This is a genomic window from Granulicella cerasi, from assembly GCF_025685575.1.
GTDB classification, from domain to species: domain Bacteria; phylum Acidobacteriota; class Terriglobia; order Terriglobales; family Acidobacteriaceae; genus Granulicella; species Granulicella cerasi.
Map to the genome: position 1 here is coordinate 707,318 of NZ_JAGSYD010000001.1, position 14,511 is coordinate 721,828.

General features: G+C 59.8%; 13 protein-coding genes. All 13 read left to right on the plus strand.

The window, feature by feature from the left end; translation table 11 throughout:
- Window positions 1–281 precede the first annotated feature (281 nt).
- The 13 genes from OHL11_RS02995 to OHL11_RS03055 all read left to right on the plus strand — a co-directional run bounded on the left by OHL11_RS02995 (window position 282) and on the right by OHL11_RS03055 (window position 14,297).
- Window positions 282–3,257, plus strand: a complete 2,976-nt coding sequence (locus OHL11_RS02995) for a TonB-dependent receptor (RefSeq protein WP_263369991.1) — start codon at window positions 282–284, stop codon at window positions 3,255–3,257.
- Window positions 3,258–3,305: 48 nt separating this feature from the next.
- Window positions 3,306–4,217 carry an ABC transporter permease gene (locus OHL11_RS03000; RefSeq protein WP_263369992.1) on the plus strand — a complete coding sequence of 304 codons (912 nt, stop codon included), beginning with the start codon at window positions 3,306–3,308 and terminating at the stop codon, window positions 4,215–4,217.
- A complete protein-coding gene (locus OHL11_RS03005) occupies window positions 4,214–5,065 on the plus strand; it encodes an ABC transporter permease (RefSeq protein WP_263369993.1) in 852 nt (283 codons plus the stop codon). Before OHL11_RS03000 ends, OHL11_RS03005 begins: the two co-directional genes overlap by 4 nt.
- 19 nt (window positions 5,066–5,084) lie before the next feature.
- On the plus strand, window positions 5,085–6,257 hold the full coding sequence (locus OHL11_RS03010; protein ID WP_263369994.1) for a M24 family metallopeptidase: 1,173 nt from the start codon (window positions 5,085–5,087) through the stop codon (window positions 6,255–6,257).
- 5 nt (window positions 6,258–6,262) lie between these two features.
- Window positions 6,263–7,267, plus strand: a complete 1,005-nt coding sequence (locus OHL11_RS03015; RefSeq protein ID WP_263369995.1) for an ABC transporter ATP-binding protein — start codon at window positions 6,263–6,265, stop codon at window positions 7,265–7,267.
- Window positions 7,258–8,166, plus strand: coding sequence for an ATP-binding cassette domain-containing protein (locus tag OHL11_RS03020; protein WP_263369996.1), 909 nt, complete (start codon window positions 7,258–7,260; stop codon window positions 8,164–8,166). The genes OHL11_RS03015 and OHL11_RS03020 overlap by 10 nt, the downstream gene beginning before the upstream one ends.
- On the plus strand, window positions 8,163–9,659 hold the full coding sequence (locus tag OHL11_RS03025; RefSeq protein WP_263369997.1) for an ABC transporter substrate-binding protein: 1,497 nt from the start codon (window positions 8,163–8,165) through the stop codon (window positions 9,657–9,659). Before OHL11_RS03020 ends, OHL11_RS03025 begins: the two co-directional genes overlap by 4 nt.
- Entirely contained in the window at window positions 9,659–11,095 is a 1,437-nt protein-coding gene (locus OHL11_RS03030; RefSeq protein ID WP_263369998.1) for an NAD(P)-binding domain-containing protein, read from the plus strand. The genes OHL11_RS03025 and OHL11_RS03030 overlap by 1 nt, the downstream gene beginning before the upstream one ends.
- Entirely contained in the window at window positions 11,092–11,559 is a 468-nt protein-coding gene (locus OHL11_RS03035) for a hypothetical protein (RefSeq protein WP_263369999.1), read from the plus strand. The genes OHL11_RS03030 and OHL11_RS03035 overlap by 4 nt, the downstream gene beginning before the upstream one ends.
- Window positions 11,559–12,134, plus strand: coding sequence for a peroxidase-related enzyme (locus tag OHL11_RS03040; protein ID WP_263370000.1), 576 nt, complete (start codon window positions 11,559–11,561; stop codon window positions 12,132–12,134). The genes OHL11_RS03035 and OHL11_RS03040 overlap by 1 nt, the downstream gene beginning before the upstream one ends.
- An 11-nt stretch (window positions 12,135–12,145) precedes the next feature.
- Window positions 12,146–13,105: an alpha/beta fold hydrolase gene (locus tag OHL11_RS03045; RefSeq protein WP_263370001.1), complete on the plus strand. Its 960-nt coding sequence runs from the start codon at window positions 12,146–12,148 to the stop codon at window positions 13,103–13,105.
- 60 nt (window positions 13,106–13,165) lie between these two features.
- Window positions 13,166–13,792: a GntR family transcriptional regulator gene (locus OHL11_RS03050; protein ID WP_263370002.1), complete on the plus strand. Its 627-nt coding sequence runs from the start codon at window positions 13,166–13,168 to the stop codon at window positions 13,790–13,792.
- A 106-nt stretch (window positions 13,793–13,898) separates the two neighbouring features.
- Window positions 13,899–14,297, plus strand: coding sequence for a hypothetical protein (locus OHL11_RS03055; RefSeq protein WP_263370003.1), 399 nt, complete (start codon window positions 13,899–13,901; stop codon window positions 14,295–14,297).
- Window positions 14,298–14,511 lie beyond the last annotated feature (214 nt).

Genomic DNA, 14,511 nt, shown 5'->3' on the forward strand with positions numbered 1-14,511 from the left:
AACCGACTGGCAAGCTCGTTGACACGCGATGTCGCGTTTTTGTCACCTGTTGTCGCTTGGCTCCGTTGAGCGTGTAATCACTGCATAATCAGTCATTTAGTGATTTGAGCCCGGGTTCAATTCTTACAAAATGAAAAATCTCCGATAAACAGTGCTTTACAGGCGCCATGATTGGCGCCAAAATCGGAGCAACGCAGCCACAAGTAGCTTTCATACATAAAAAGTAAGGCGAGGAATCTTTGCTTATGCGCTTCTTTCAATTTCGGGCCTTGGGCGTACTCTTGTTTCTTCTTCTCGCTGCTGGTTCGCTGCCGGGTGCAGCGCAAACAGCGGCTGTGCTTTCCGGGTTGGTGACAGACCCGTCGGGATCGGTGATTCCGGGAGCGACGCTGGACCTGACGAACCTCGACACCGGTGCGGTGCGCACGCTGCACGCGAGTGCGGATGGTCGCTACACCTTTGCGCAGCTGGCGCCGGGCAACTATCGCCTGGTGATTTCGCAGAACGGCTTTCAGCGCGGCGAGTATGACCACATCACGCTGACGGTTTCGCAGTCTGCGGACCTGAACGTGAAGCTTGCGGCGGGCTCGGTCGAGCAGACCGTGACGGTGAGCGCGGAGTCGGAGCGCCTGCTCGATTCGGCGACCGATACGGGTACGCTGCTGCCGGAGAAGGCGATTGAAGCGCTGCCGATCAATGGTCGCGACTACGCGCGTTTTGCCATGTTGACCCCAGGTGCGGTGGCGACGACGAACATCATCGCGAACATCAGCTTCAACGGGCAGCAGATTACGGCGAACCGTTTCACGATCGATGGCATTGACGCGACGCGTGTCGATTATCCGTACATTGCGAATGGCTTCGAGCGCGGTGCCCGCTTGCTCACGGGTTCGCTTGAGACGATCTCGCAGTTCCGCTCCATGGTGGATGTGTATCCGGCCGAGTATGGCCGCTCTGCGGGCGCGTATGTGAACATCGCGACGAAGAGTGGAAGCAACCGCTTCCACGGTTCGGTCTACGACTTCCTTCGCAATGACTTCTTCGATGCTCGCAACTACTTCAACGCGAAGCCGGCGCATCAGGCCGAGACGCGCTTCAATGATTTCGGTGGAAGCATCAGCGGGCCGATCTTCCGCGACAAGACGTTCCTGTTCCTGAACTACGAAGGTACTCGCCAGATCATCGGCATCACGCAGAGCAACACCACGATGAGCGATGCCTATCGCGCACAGGTTTTGGCGAAGTCGCCGGCACTGGCGCCGATCGTGGCAAATTTCCCGACGGGCGGTGTGTTCAAGGATGCCAACACGAACACGTTGACGACCACGGGCAACGTGAGTGTGCGTGAGGACACGGGCAGCGCTCGTATCGATCAGCAGTTCGGGCAGAACAATACTTTCTATGCTCGCTTCAACGTGAATGATTCCTACGTGAGCGGTGTGAACTTCGGTGTCTTCTCGACGGCGCAGGGTGTGAACGATCATCAGAACGTGCCGATCCGCACGACGAACGTTGCGATCCACGATCAGCAGTTGATCGGTGCTCACTTCATCAATGAGTTTCTCGCGGGCGTTCAGCGCTTCGACAGCTTGATTGAGTCGCAGGAGACGACGCCGCTGACGACGATCACCGGGTTCTCAATCGTTCCTGGTTCGCGTGGTCGTCAGGCGAATGTGAACACGAGTTGGCAGATTGGCGACAACATGACGTATGTGATCGGCAACCACACGTTGAAGTGGGGCCTCGGCGCGTACCGTCTGGACATTGACAACCGCACGGCCGCTACGCAGACCATCACGTATACGTCGATCGCGGACTTCATCAACAACAGCGCGAACAGCGCGGGCCAGACGGGCGCGAACCCTGGTTCGTCGACGCGTTCGTATGAGACTGACACCTTCGTGCAGGACACCTGGAAGGCAAGCCCGAAGCTGACGGTCGACTATGGTGTGCGTTGGGATTTCCAGACCACGCCGTGGGACATCTACAACAAGGTGCAGACGTTCCTTCCGACGACGAACGCGCTCTCGGTGCCTGGCTATGCGTGGTACGACCAGACGTATCGGGACTTCTCGCCGCGCTTCGGCATCAACTATCGCGTGTTGCCGCGCCTCTCGATTCGTACGGGCTTCGGCATCTTCTATCAACAGTTCCCGCTGTACTCCACCAACCAGTTGGCGACGAACAACGCTGCAGGAACCACGTCGCTGCTGCGTGCTTCTACGCCGACGCTCAGCTATCCGCTGGACGCGTATCTCGCGCTTCCGTCGGTGGCAAAGCCTGCGGTTGCTGGATTCCAGTCGAGCAAGCCGGACCAGTACACCGAGCAGTGGCACCTTACCACCGAGACGTCGCTTTCGAAGGACGCGAACTTGCTGGTCGCTTACGTTGGCAACCGCAGCTTGCATCTTCGTCAGCAGCAGAACGTAAACCTCTATAGCCCGACACTCGCAGCTCGTCCGCTGACGAACTACGCGAACGTGCTGGTGGAGCAGGAGCAGGGCATCAGCAACTACAACGCTCTGCATGTTCAGTTCACGCAGCGCATGCATCACGGTCTGTTTGCGACGGCGAGCTACTCGTACGCTCACGGTCTCGACAACGTTGCGGACAACGGCATCTCGAGCAGCAATCCTCTGCAGCCGCAGACGTTCAATGACTGGCGCTCGGAGTACGGCAATGCGACCAGCGATATTCGTCACAGCTTGAACTACAGCCTGACGTACGATCTTCCGTTTGGTAAGGACCGTGCGTTCCTGGCGAACTCCGGTTCGGTCGTGGACCGTTTGGCTGGCGGATGGCAGATTGCGAGCATCGGGTTCTTCCGTACCGGCGCGCCGGAGACGATCCTGATTGGCGTGAACACGTCCGGTAACCAGAACACGACAAACCAGCGTCCGAACCGCGTGAAGGGAGTGAGCCAGTACGCAGCGCATAAGTCTGTGTCGCAATGGTTCAACCCCGCTGCGTTCTCCACCCCGGCTGCGGGAACCGTTGGCAACCTCGGCCGCAACACGGTCTATGGACAGAGCTTCAATCAGCTGGACATGTCGTTGTTGAAGAACACGAAGATCACAGAGAAGGCGCACCTGCAGCTCCGCTGGGAAGTGTTCAATGTGCCGAACCATCCTCTGTTCGCGCTCCCGAGCAACACCTTCAACACGTCGTCGTTCGGTCAGATTCTGAACACCTACGGCCGTACGACGGGTTCGGGTACGTCACGACAGATGCAACTCGGTGCCAAGGTCATCTTCTAGTCTGAAGGTAAGAGGCCGTCGCACCGCTCGCAGAAAGGAGGGATCTCGTTGAAAGCTATTCGTCGCATATTCGACGCGATCCTGACTGTGTGGGCGGTGTTGACGGCTGTGTTTTTTCTGACGCATCTGTTGGGGGATCCGGCGACGTTGTTGTTGCCGGTGGGCGCTTCGGCTGTGGAGTTGAAAGCGCTGCGGCATGAGCTGGGTCTTGATCTCTCGTTGCCGCAGCAGTATGGACACTTTCTCTCGCAACTGTGCCGTGGGCACATGGGCGAGAGCTTTTTGTTTGCGCGGCCTGCGCTTGGTGTCGTGGTGGAGCGCCTGCCCGCGACGTTGCAGCTGGCCGCAGCTGCGCTGGTGATGGCGCTGATTTTTGGCTGCGTGGCTGGAAGCTTGATGGCGCTTCGCCGCGGCTGGTGGGTCAGTTTGATTCGCGCGCTGGTGGTGAGCGCGCAAGCGACGCCGGTGTTTCTGGTGGGGCTCGCGTCGATTCTGCTTTTTGCGATTCATCTGCGGTGGTTGCCTGCTGGCGGACGAGGCGGCGCGCTGCATCTGCTGCTGCCGGCGTTGTGCATGGCGTTGTTCCTGGGGACGCAGATCGCGCGCGTGGTGGAGTACAGCGTGCAGGGGATCGCGCAGGAGCCCTATGTGTTGGCTGCGCGCATGAAGGGCCTGCGCGCACACACGATTTTTGCGTGGTACATCTTTCGCAATGCCTTGTTTCCGCTGCTGACGTTGTTGGGTTTGCTGGTGGGCGAAATGCTCGGCGGAGCCGTAGTGGTGGAGACGGTGTTCGCGTGGCCGGGCGTGGGGCGGCTTACATTTCAGGCGCTGCAGAACGGTGATATCCCGCTGGTGATGGCCGCGGTGTTGCTGAGTTGCGTAGGCGTTGTCGCTGCGAATCTTATAGTGGATCTGCTTTATATCGCGCTTGATCCGCGACTGCGGAGGGCTGCATGAGCAAGCGTGCTTTCGTGCTGCCCGTACGCGGGCTTGGCGATGTGGAGCTAACGGCTGCGGGTGTCGCTGGTGCCGTGATCTTTGCGTTGATCGTGCTGTCGGCGTTGCTGGCACCGGTGCTGCCGCTGCAGAGTCCGCTGCATCTTGATCTGCATCATCGCTTCGCTGCACCTTTCGTAGACGAGCATCTGCTGGGCACCGACCAGCTTGGTCGCGACCTGCTGAGCCGCGTGGTTTACGGTGGTCGCTCGACGTTGGTGATCGCCTCGAGTGCAACGGTGTTTGGGGTGGTGGTCGGCACTGTACTGGGGTTGATCGCCGGGTTCTATCGCGGGTTCGCGGAGACGATCATCATGCGGCTGGTCGACATTGAGTTGTCGATTCCGATGATGCTGCTGGCGCTGCTGGTGATTGCGGTGCTTGGTCCGAGCCTGTTGAACCTCATCGTAGTGCTGGGTCTTACGGCGTGGGTGCGTGCGGCGCGCATGGTGCGTGCAGAGGCGATGGTGCTGCGCAGCAAGGACTTCGTCGCGGCGGCGTATGTGATGGGAGTAAGCCCTGCGCGGGTGTTGGTGCGGCACCTGCTGCCGAACGTGCTGTCGACGGTGCTGACTGTCGCGACGCTCGAGCTCTCGCGCATCGTGCTGCTGGAAGTGAGCCTGAGTTTTCTTGGCCTGGGTGCGCAGCCGCCGAACCCTTCGTGGGGACGCATGTTGGCCGAGAGCCGTAGTTATCTTTCCGCGAGTCCGTGGCTGATTGTGGTGCCCGGCGCTGCGGTGCTTCTCACCGTTCTCAGTATCAACCTCATCAGCGATGCGGTGCGCCGCTCGCTGCAACCTCAGCTCTAGAAGAAGGAAAAGGAACAACGTGAGCAACAGCCTCGAGACAATGCGTACACAGATGAAGGCACAGGGCGTCGACGTGATGGTCTGTTTCAAGCCGGAGACGACCTTCCACCTCAGCGGGTTCAACCCGATCATCTACAGCCATCCGGTGATCGCGATTGTGCCTGCCGATGGTGCGCCTGTGTTGCTGATTCATGCGCTGCGCGATGATCATGCACGCCGCGAGTCGCGCATCAGCGACATTCGCCTGTACGGTGCGTGGTCGACGAAGGTGACGATGGGGCCGAGCTGGTTGAAGGCGCTGGAGCAGATTCTTTCAGAGGCTGGTGTGCTCGAAGGAACGATCGGCTTCGAAGGCGACTACCTGCCGGTGGCTTACCTGAAGAAGCTTGAGAGCATTGCGCCGAAGGCCACGTTTGCGGATGTATCGAAGGTGTTGTTCCAGGCGCGTTTGATCAAGAGCCCGGCAGAGATTGCGAACGCTCGCATCGCTGCCCGCTTTGCCGACGCGGGTGTGGAGCGCGGTATCGAGGTGCTTGCGGCCGGCGGCTCGGAACGCGAGATCACGATCGAAGCGATGCATGCGATGAACAAGCTGTGGCTGAATGAGTATCCGGATGTGGAGACGGGTGCGTTCGGCAGCCTTGAAGGCGGCGTGCAGAGCGCGCTGTGGGCATGGTGCCTTACGGGCGAGCGCATTCTCATCAACTGCGATAGCCCGAGCCTGACGAAGCCGAAGGCGGGCGACATCACGCTGATCTACATCTGGGCCCCGGCGAACGGGATCTATGTGGAGAACGAGCGTTCGATTGCGAAGGGGGAGCTTTCGGCCGAGAAGCAGAAGGCGTTTGAGTGCGTGTTGACGGCACGCGAAGAGGCCGCGAAGTTGATCGCTCCGGGCAAGCCGATTGCTGACGTCTTCCACCAGGTGAAGGAGACGTACACGCGTCTTGGCTTTGGCAAGTACATCCCGGGCCGCATCGGCCACGGTATGGGGCTGGGTGCGCACGAAGAGCCTTCGCTCGACGGCAAGACGACGTTGCTGTTTGAGCCAGGCATGATGTTCACGTTTGAGCCGAACCTCCGCGTGCCGGAGTGGGGCGGCCTGCAGCACTCGGACACGTTGCTCATCACGGAGAACGGATACGAGTCGCTGACGAAGACACCGAACGGCTTGCTGCAGGTGGGTGCGTAGAGACGATGGCGTTGCTCGAGGTCAATGAGTTGGTCGTGCATATCCCGGTCCGCGAAGGTACTGTCTTCGCGGTCAACGGGATCTCCTACGCGTTGCATGCGCAGGAGGCACTGGCCACCATTGGCGAGAGCGGAAGCGGGAAGAGCGTGCATGTGTTGGGAATGCTCGGACTGCTGCGGGGCAAGGCGATTGTCGAAGGCGATGTGAAGTTTGAGGGGCGCTCGCTGCTGACGATGAGCGAGCGTGAGTTGAGCGAGATTCGCGGGCGCGAGATTGGCTATGTACCGCAGGACCCGATGTCTTCGTTGAATCCCGTGCTGACGATTCAGCAACAGTTGGAAGACACGCTGCAGCGGCACTCATCGTTGGGGCGTGGGGAGCGGCGCACGCGCTGCGAAGAGTTGCTCGACATGGTCGGCATCGTTGAGCCGAAGCGTGCGCTGGAGCAGTATCCGCATCAGCTTTCGGGTGGTATGCGACAGCGCGTGATGATTGCGATGGCTGTGGCTTGCGGGCCGAAGCTGTTGATTGCGGATGAGCCGACGACGGCGCTCGATGTGACGGTGCAGGCGCGCATTGTGGAGATGGTGCAGCGACTGCGCAAGCAGCTTGGGCTGGCGGTGTTGTGGATCACGCATGATCTTGCGGTGACCGCGATGCTGGCGGAGACGGTGCAGGTGATGTACGCGGGCCGCATGTTGGAGCGTGGGCCGGTGCGCTCGATCTATCGCGATCCGCGAAATGCGTACACGTATGGTTTGCTGCGTTCGACGCCCGATCCCCGGCGTCAGGAGCAGCGGTTGCCGCAGATGGATGGGCAGTTGCCGCGCGCGACAGAACGCGTCGTGGGCGACCCGTTTGCTCCGCGTAATCCTTTTGCGACGGCACGATGCTTTGAAGAGATGCCACCGATGTTGCCGGTGGTTGATGGCGAGCCTGGGCATGAAGTGGCGGCGTGGTATGACCTGAAGGCTGAGTTGGCGCGGCGAGGAGGCGATGCATGGAAGTGATGCAGGCGCCTTTGCTGGAAGCGCTGAAGCTTTCGCACGCGTACCCGTTGCCGGGGTCTTGGCTGCAGAAGCGTGGCGTGCATGAGGTCTTGCGCGATGTTTCGCTGCGCGTGCAGAAGGGCCGCACGCTCGGCATTGTGGGCGAGTCTGGCTCGGGCAAATCGACATTGTGCCGCATGTTGTTGAAGCTGGAGCAGCCGACCTCAGGCGTCGTTCGTTTCGCGGGCGATGATATGCGTACGTTTACGGCGCAGCAGCGTAAGGCTTTTCATCGGGATGTGCAGGCGGTCTTTCAGGACCCGCTCTCGTCGCTGAATCCGCGTATGCGCGCGGCGTCGATTCTCGCGGAGCCGTTCGATGCGTCAGGCATCAGGCTTGCAGGTGATGCTGGTCGCGAGCGGTTGGCGGAGTTGATGAAGCTGGTGGGGTTGGATACTGCGTTGTTGTCGCGTTATCCGCGGCAGCTTTCGGGTGGTCAGCGTCAGCGGCTTGCGATCGCGCGAGCCTTGGCGACAGAGCCGCAGTTGATCGTTGCCGATGAGCCTGTGACGGCGCTGGATGTTTCGGTGCAGGCGCAGATTATGAACTTGCTGCGCGATCTGCAGGACGCGCGCGGCGTGTCGTATGTCTTCGTCTCGCACAATCTGTCGATGGTGCGGTTCCTTTGCCACGATATCGTCGTGCTGCAGTCGGGGCGCGTGGTGGAGCGAGGCGCGGTGGAGCAGGTATTTGAAGATCCGCAGCATGAGTACACGCAGTTGTTGCTGCGCGCAACGCCGGTACCTGATCCCGATGCGGTGTGGGGGCACGTGGAGCGACCAAGGCCGCTACCTGTTGTGTGCGAAGAGGTCGAGGTAGCGCCGGGGCACTTCGTGCTGCGTGAAGGGAGTCGCGCATGAAGATGCTTCGTTCCCTGCTGGTCGCCGTGAGTGTCATCACGAGTGCGTTGTGCTCTGCGCAGTCGTTGACGATTGGCCTGCAGGCTACCGTGAATACGCTTGATCCGCACATGTCCGGCTCAGTGAGTACAGACCTGAGCGTGGCGAGCCACATCTATGATTCGCTGGTGACGCGCGATGCGGACCTGAAGTTGCAACCGCAGATCGCCCTGTCGTGGCGCAATCTGGATGACGACACGTGGGAGTTCAAGCTGCGGCCGGGCGTGCGCTTTGCCGATGGTGAAGCGCTGGATAGCAGTGCGGTGCGATGGAATTTTCTGCGGGTGTTGGATGCGAAGACGAACTCGCGCATCAAGCCGTGGTTTCGAGCGATCGATCACGTGGACGTGATCTCGCCTACGGTGCTGCAGGTGCACACGAAGGTGCCGTTTCCGAGTCTGCTGGCGCAGTTGACGATGTTGTATCTGCTGCCGCCGAAGTGGGCTGCGGCGCATCATCCGGCAACAAAAGCGTTGGGCAGTGGGCCGTATGAGCTGAAGCAGTATGTGCCCGGAGATCGCATTGTGTTGAGTGCGCGCAAGGGATATTGGGGTGCGCAGCCGAAGTTCCAGACGGTGACCTTTCGCATTCTTACGGAGCCGGCGACGCGCACGTTTGCGCTGCTGGGGCATGAGGTCGATTTTGTGCGCTCGATACCGTTGGAGGATTTGAAGCGCGTGGATGCGGACCGCTCTTTGGCAACGGGCAAGCTGAGTGCGAGTCGCGCGACGATCATCAAGTTCAATACGCTGAAGCCGCCGTTCTACAACAACGTGAAGCTACGGCAGGCATTGAATTATGCGGTGGACAAGCAGACGATTCACGATACGTTGTTGGGCGGTACGGGCGACGTGCTCAACTGCCAGGTGTTGACGCCTTCTTACTTCGGATATAACCCGGCGCTGAAGCCGACTCCATATGATCCTGCGCGTGCGCGGCAGTTGTTGAAGGAGTCAGGCTTTCCGAAGAACGGTGTGATCGATCTCGATGTTCCGGCGGGCTCGTACTTCGAGGACGATGAGATCGCGCAGGCGATCGCCGGGCAGATCGAAGAGGTGCTGGGCATCGGCGTGCGAATGCACGAGATGGATTTCAGCCTGTACATGACGAAATATCTGAAGGCCAACGATATGGCCTCGATGGCTTACATTGCGCAGGCGTGGCCATCGCTGGATGCTGCGGGCATTCTCACGTTGTTTGCGCCGAACAGCCCTTATGCGTACTGGAAGGACGCGCCCTTCGCGGCTGCGCTGGAAGAGGGCAATCGCACGCTGGATCCTGAGAAGCGCAAGGCCGCTTACGCGCGCGCGACGCAGCGGATGTGCGATCAGGCGCCTGCATTGTTTCTCTTTGCTGAACCGCTGACGTACGGCATCAACCGTCGTGTGCGTTGGCATGCGCGGCCCGATGACTGGACGCGTGCCTCAGATTTCACTCTTTCGGAGGCGCGTTGATGACGTCCGTTGAAAATGGTTTGCTCTTGCTGGAAGAACGCTTGCGCAGTGATCTGCGAGCGTTGAATTATCCGCCGGAGAATTGGACGCCGGAGCGAGAGACTGCGCATGGTGCGGCGATCAGTGATGTCGTCATCATTGGCGGAGGCATGTGTGGTTTAGCGGCAGCGTTCGCGCTGAAGCGTAAAGGTATCCATCGGCTGCGGATCTTCGATAGCTCGCCCGCCGGCAAGGAAGGGCCCTGGGTAACGTTTGCGCGGATGCGTACATTGCGTTCGCCGAAGAACCTGACTGGCCCCGCGGGCGATCTGCCAGCGCTGACGTTCCGTGCTTGGTACGAAGCGAAGTTCGGCGATGCGGCGTGGGAGGCGTTAGATAAGATTCCGCGCGAGACGTGGATGGAGTATCTCTGCTGGTATCGCGAGGTGCTGCAGCTGCCCGTGGAGAACGAGTGCACGGTCGAGCGTGTCGAGCCCAGTGAAGATGGTGTGCTGCGCGTCCGTGTGCGGCGTGGCGAGGCGACGTTCGATGTGTTTGCGCGCAAGGTCGTGATGGCCACAGGACGCTCCGGGCAAGGGGCACCTGTGATTCCTGCATGGGGTGAAAGCCTGCCGCGCGCCGTGTGGACGCACTCGAGCGACATGGTGGACTTCGACGGTTTGAAGGGCAAGCGCGTGGTCGTGATCGGCGCGGGTGCTTCGGCGATGGACAATGCGGCCGAGGCATTGGAGCACGGTGCGGCGGAGGTGCGCCTGCTGGTGCGGCGCAGCGCGCTGCCTGCGATCAACAAGCTGATGGGCATTGGCAGCTTTGGCTTTACGCACGGATTTCCGGCGCTGCCAGATGAGTGGCGCTGGCGCATCATGCACTACAGCCAGCGCACGCAGACGCCTCCGCCGCGCGCTTCGGTGATGCGTGTGAGTCAGCATGGGAATGCTTCGCTGCACCTCGGCACGTCGGTGATGGGCGTGCGATTGATTGAGGATGGCGCGATCGGCTTGCTGACGAACAAGGGCGACGAGATTGTGACGGACCATGTGATCTTCGGCACAGGCTTCAGCGTTCGTATGCGCGAAGACGATGGCGTGTTGGCTGGTGCGGAGAACGTGCTGCTGTGGCGCGATCGTTATACGCCGCCTGCGGGATTGGAGGATGAAGAGTTGAGCATTTCGCCCTACATCAACTCTTCGTTTCAGTTCGCCGAGCGCGAGGCGGGAGCGACGCCGTGGGTGAAACAGGTGCACTGCTTCAATCATGCAGCGACGTTGAGTCTTGGCAAGGTGAGCGGCGATATTCCGCGTGTGAGCGAAGGCGCTGCGTGGTTGGCGGCGGGAGTCGCGGAAGGTTTTTATGTCGAAGACATTGAGCAGCACTGGAAGGCGTTGCAGGAGTACAGCACGCCAGAGTTGCTGGGAGACGAGTGGAGGAGTGAATGACAGAGGTTGAGGCGAGAGTTCATCCTGCGTTGCGCGGGCTTGACGAGGGTGTGGATGCAGAGGCACTGATCGCGCTGCGGCCGAAGACGTACGCGGCCTTCGATGCGGTGGATGATGCGTACCTTCGTCCTGAGGTGGGTGATGGGTTGTCGCTTGCTGCGCGTGCGTTCGTTGCGTGGACCGCTGCTTCGCTCGTGCCGCATAAGCGGTTGGCTGAGGAGTGCAAGCAGGAGCTTGATGCGGTGTACAGCGGCGAGGAACCTGCGCTGTGGGGCGTGATGGCGAAGCACGTTGCGTTGATGGTGAAGAGTCCGGCCACGGCACAGAAGGCGGATGTCGATGCGCTGTTGGCGGCGGGGCTCACGCTGAAGCAGCTTGTAGAACTGGCGCAGATTGTGGCGTATGTGACGTATCAGGCACGTGTGCTGCACGGGATGCGGATGTGGCAGAAGGAGGCGCGCTAATGGCGAATATCCCTTTCACGCTTGAGGTCTTGAAGTGGCGTCCGTGGGCGCCTGCGGTGAAGTTGGAAGAAGCAAACGAAGCGCAGATGAGAGCGTTGACCGCTGCGGGTGCGGTGACGCGCGACTCGCCGTACTTCCGCACCTTGGCGCATGCGCCGGAAGCGTTGTCCGCACGCATGGCGTTGTACAACGACATCGTCTACAGTCGCGACGGTCTGTCGCGGGCTGAGCGTGAGTTCTCCATGTTTGCGGTGTCGCGCGTGAACGGATGCGTTTACTGCGCGTCGATTCATGGCCGTCGCTTCATCGAACTGGGTGGCGCGGAGGACGTGATCCACGCCCTGCTGGCTTCGGATGACACGAGCGCACTCGATGCCCGGTTGGCTGCGATCTTTGAGTACGCGCGCAAGATCACGGTGCAACCGGAGAGCGTGGGGCCAAGTGACCACGAGGTTTTGCAGCGTGCCGGGTTGAGCGAGGCCGAGTGTCTCGATCTGCTGCACGCGACGTCGATGTTTTCGTGGGCCAACACGTTGATGATGACCCTGGGTGATTACGCAGTAGCTACAGTCTAAGGAGCGAGACGATGAAGATGAATCGTAGAGAGGCCGTGCTTGGAATGTTGGCCGCAGGAGCTGCTGTGAGCGGTGTGGCGCAAACTGCACCGACTCCGAATTCGAAGCCTGTGCATAAGGAAGGTGGGGACTTGAAGGTAGAGATCAATGGTGCGACGATCAACTACTCGATGGCGGGTGAGCACAACGAGCATCCGATGATTGTGCTGCATGGTGGCCGCGGATTCGGCACGTATCCGGGCGTGTATCACACCTATCTTCCGCTGGCGGAGAAGTATCGCCTGATCGGCTTTGATATGCGTGGGCATGGTTACTCGAGCCTCACGCCGCCGTATACCTTCGACCAGATCTGCGATGACATCGAGCAGATTCGCATCAAGCTGGGTGGCGGTAAGAAGATGGTGCTGCTTGGCGGATCGTTCGGCGGCATGATCGCGTTGAGCTATGCGATCAAGTATCCGGATTCGCTTTCGCATCTGTGCCTGCGCGGCACGACGCCCAGCTGGCGGAACGAGATCGGAGCGTACGAGAGCTTCCGCAAGAAGGCCGCAGAGAAGGCCCCGATGGCGACCGAAGAGATGTTGCGCAAGATATTTACGCCGACGATCATCGATGACAACGAGTTCCGCTTGATTATGTACTCGCTGTATCCGATGTATGCGCCAGACGATAAGCCGATCGATCACAATGCCATTCTGGAGACGGCGCGCAGGGGCATCTATCACGCGAAGGTACACAACGATCTGTATGCGGACCATAGCTATGATGTGATCGGCAAGATGGGCGCGATCAAGGTGCCGACGCTGGTGATGTGTGGTGAGGCAGATTGGATTTGCACGCCTGACCAGTCGCAGATGATTGCGGCGGAGATCAAGGGGTCGAAGCTGGTGATCGTGCCAAAATCGAACCACGGTGTGCCGGATGACATCGCGCTGAAAGAAGTTTCGACGTTCCTGAACGAAACAGCATAAAAATAACTACAGGTGGGGCGCTGTGACGGTCGAGTCACAGCGCTGTAGTGGAGAAGGTTCATGGGTGAGATGGTGGTGCCTTCGACATTGCGCGTGCCGGAGCTCGTGCGATGCCTGGAAGATGAAATTAGCTTTGGACAGCTGCCGGTGGGCACGTGGTTGAAGCAGGCTGATTTGGAGCGGCGCTTCGGCTGCAGCCGCATTCTCTTGCGTGAGGCTTTGAGCCGACTGGAGGAGAAGGGCCTTGTGACGCTCGAGGCCAATCGCGGGTATCGTGTGCGCGAGTTGGATGAGCAGCGCCTGCACCAGATTCTGCAGGTGCGCGGAGTGCTTGAAGGCGAAGCCGTGCTGCAACTCTGTGGTCACGTCGAAGATCTCGACTTTGCGAACTTGCGTTCGCTTGCGGAGAAGTTCGAATACGCCGTGAAGAACGGAACGGTGATCGAGCAGGAGCAGACGAACCGAAACTTTCATGCAGCTTTGCTGGCGCCGTGCCCGAATGGTGAGCTGGTTGCGATGATCTTCGAGCTGCGCAACCGCGCGCCTGTGTCACAGAACCGGCGGAAAAACACGTATGCTCGCCTGGTGCGCGCCGCCGAAGAGCACTACAAGCTGCTCACGTTGATCGAAGAGCAGAAGGCGCAGGAAGCGCAAACGTTGGTGATCGAGCATGTGGTCGGAGTCTAGGTATGCAGCCTGGATTCGATGCACAGGATTCAGTCAATCAAAGAAAGTGACCGGTATCTGACCGCTGCATTGCTATGTAGTGCTCCGATGCCTCATGCTAGTCGTAATGGATTTTGCAGCAATTGTTCTTGAACTCGACAGAGAAATCAGCAAGCTTCAGGCGATCCGTGAGGTTGTCAGCGGACTTGCCAGCAGAAAGAAATTTGCTGTTGCGACACGGCCGGAGCGCAAGCGCGCCCCTGAGGCGAAGCGCGTTGAGCCGACGTTGCTCGACTCTTCGGAGCCGAAGACCGTAGTGGTGCCGGCGAAGATGAAGCGTGTGTATCAACCGAGACCCAAGAAGCTCGCCGAGCCGAATGCGCTGGCGGCACCTCGATCGGCGATGCCCGTCTTCGTGCCGAAAGCTCAGCTTTCGGTGGAGAAGACTGCGGTGGAACTCCCGGCGATGAATGCGGAAGCGTTTGAGCACGCGCTTCGTCGTCATCTGCTGGGTGCTGCTGTCTAGCAGAGCGCTGCACCATGCCTCGTCGCAGGCGTATCGATCACCATCCCCCACCGTTTCCAAAGACCCTCGTTCTCCCCTCAAGGGTGGAACGAGGGTTTTGATGTATTGGGTCTACGTGGTTGTCGGAACTTACCGGCTTGTTTAAGTCGGACGATCTTTCGCGGTTCAGTTTCTTATTTAACGTGTGTGTCCAAGCTGCGATTTTGGGTCGCAT

Excerpts from the sequence above, each read along its gene's own strand:
- OHL11_RS03005 (WP_263369993.1), top strand. The coding sequence starts at position 4,214 with ATGAGCAAGCGTGCTTTCGTGCTGCCCGTACGCGGGCTTGGCGATGTG.
- OHL11_RS03035 (WP_263369999.1), top strand. The coding sequence starts at position 11,092 with ATGACAGAGGTTGAGGCGAGAGTTCATCCTGCGTTGCGCGGGCTTGAC.
- OHL11_RS03020 (WP_263369996.1), top strand. The coding sequence starts at position 7,258 with ATGGAAGTGATGCAGGCGCCTTTGCTGGAAGCGCTGAAGCTTTCGCAC.
- OHL11_RS03055 (WP_263370003.1), top strand. The coding sequence starts at position 13,899 with ATGGATTTTGCAGCAATTGTTCTTGAACTCGACAGAGAAATCAGCAAG.
- OHL11_RS03030 (WP_263369998.1), top strand. The coding sequence starts at position 9,659 with ATGACGTCCGTTGAAAATGGTTTGCTCTTGCTGGAAGAACGCTTGCGC.
- OHL11_RS03040 (WP_263370000.1), top strand. The coding sequence starts at position 11,559 with ATGGCGAATATCCCTTTCACGCTTGAGGTCTTGAAGTGGCGTCCGTGG.
- OHL11_RS03025 (WP_263369997.1), top strand. The coding sequence starts at position 8,163 with ATGAAGATGCTTCGTTCCCTGCTGGTCGCCGTGAGTGTCATCACGAGT.
- OHL11_RS03015 (WP_263369995.1), top strand. The coding sequence starts at position 6,263 with ATGGCGTTGCTCGAGGTCAATGAGTTGGTCGTGCATATCCCGGTCCGC.
- OHL11_RS03045 (WP_263370001.1), top strand. The coding sequence starts at position 12,146 with ATGAAGATGAATCGTAGAGAGGCCGTGCTTGGAATGTTGGCCGCAGGA.
- OHL11_RS03050 (WP_263370002.1), top strand. The coding sequence starts at position 13,166 with ATGGGTGAGATGGTGGTGCCTTCGACATTGCGCGTGCCGGAGCTCGTG.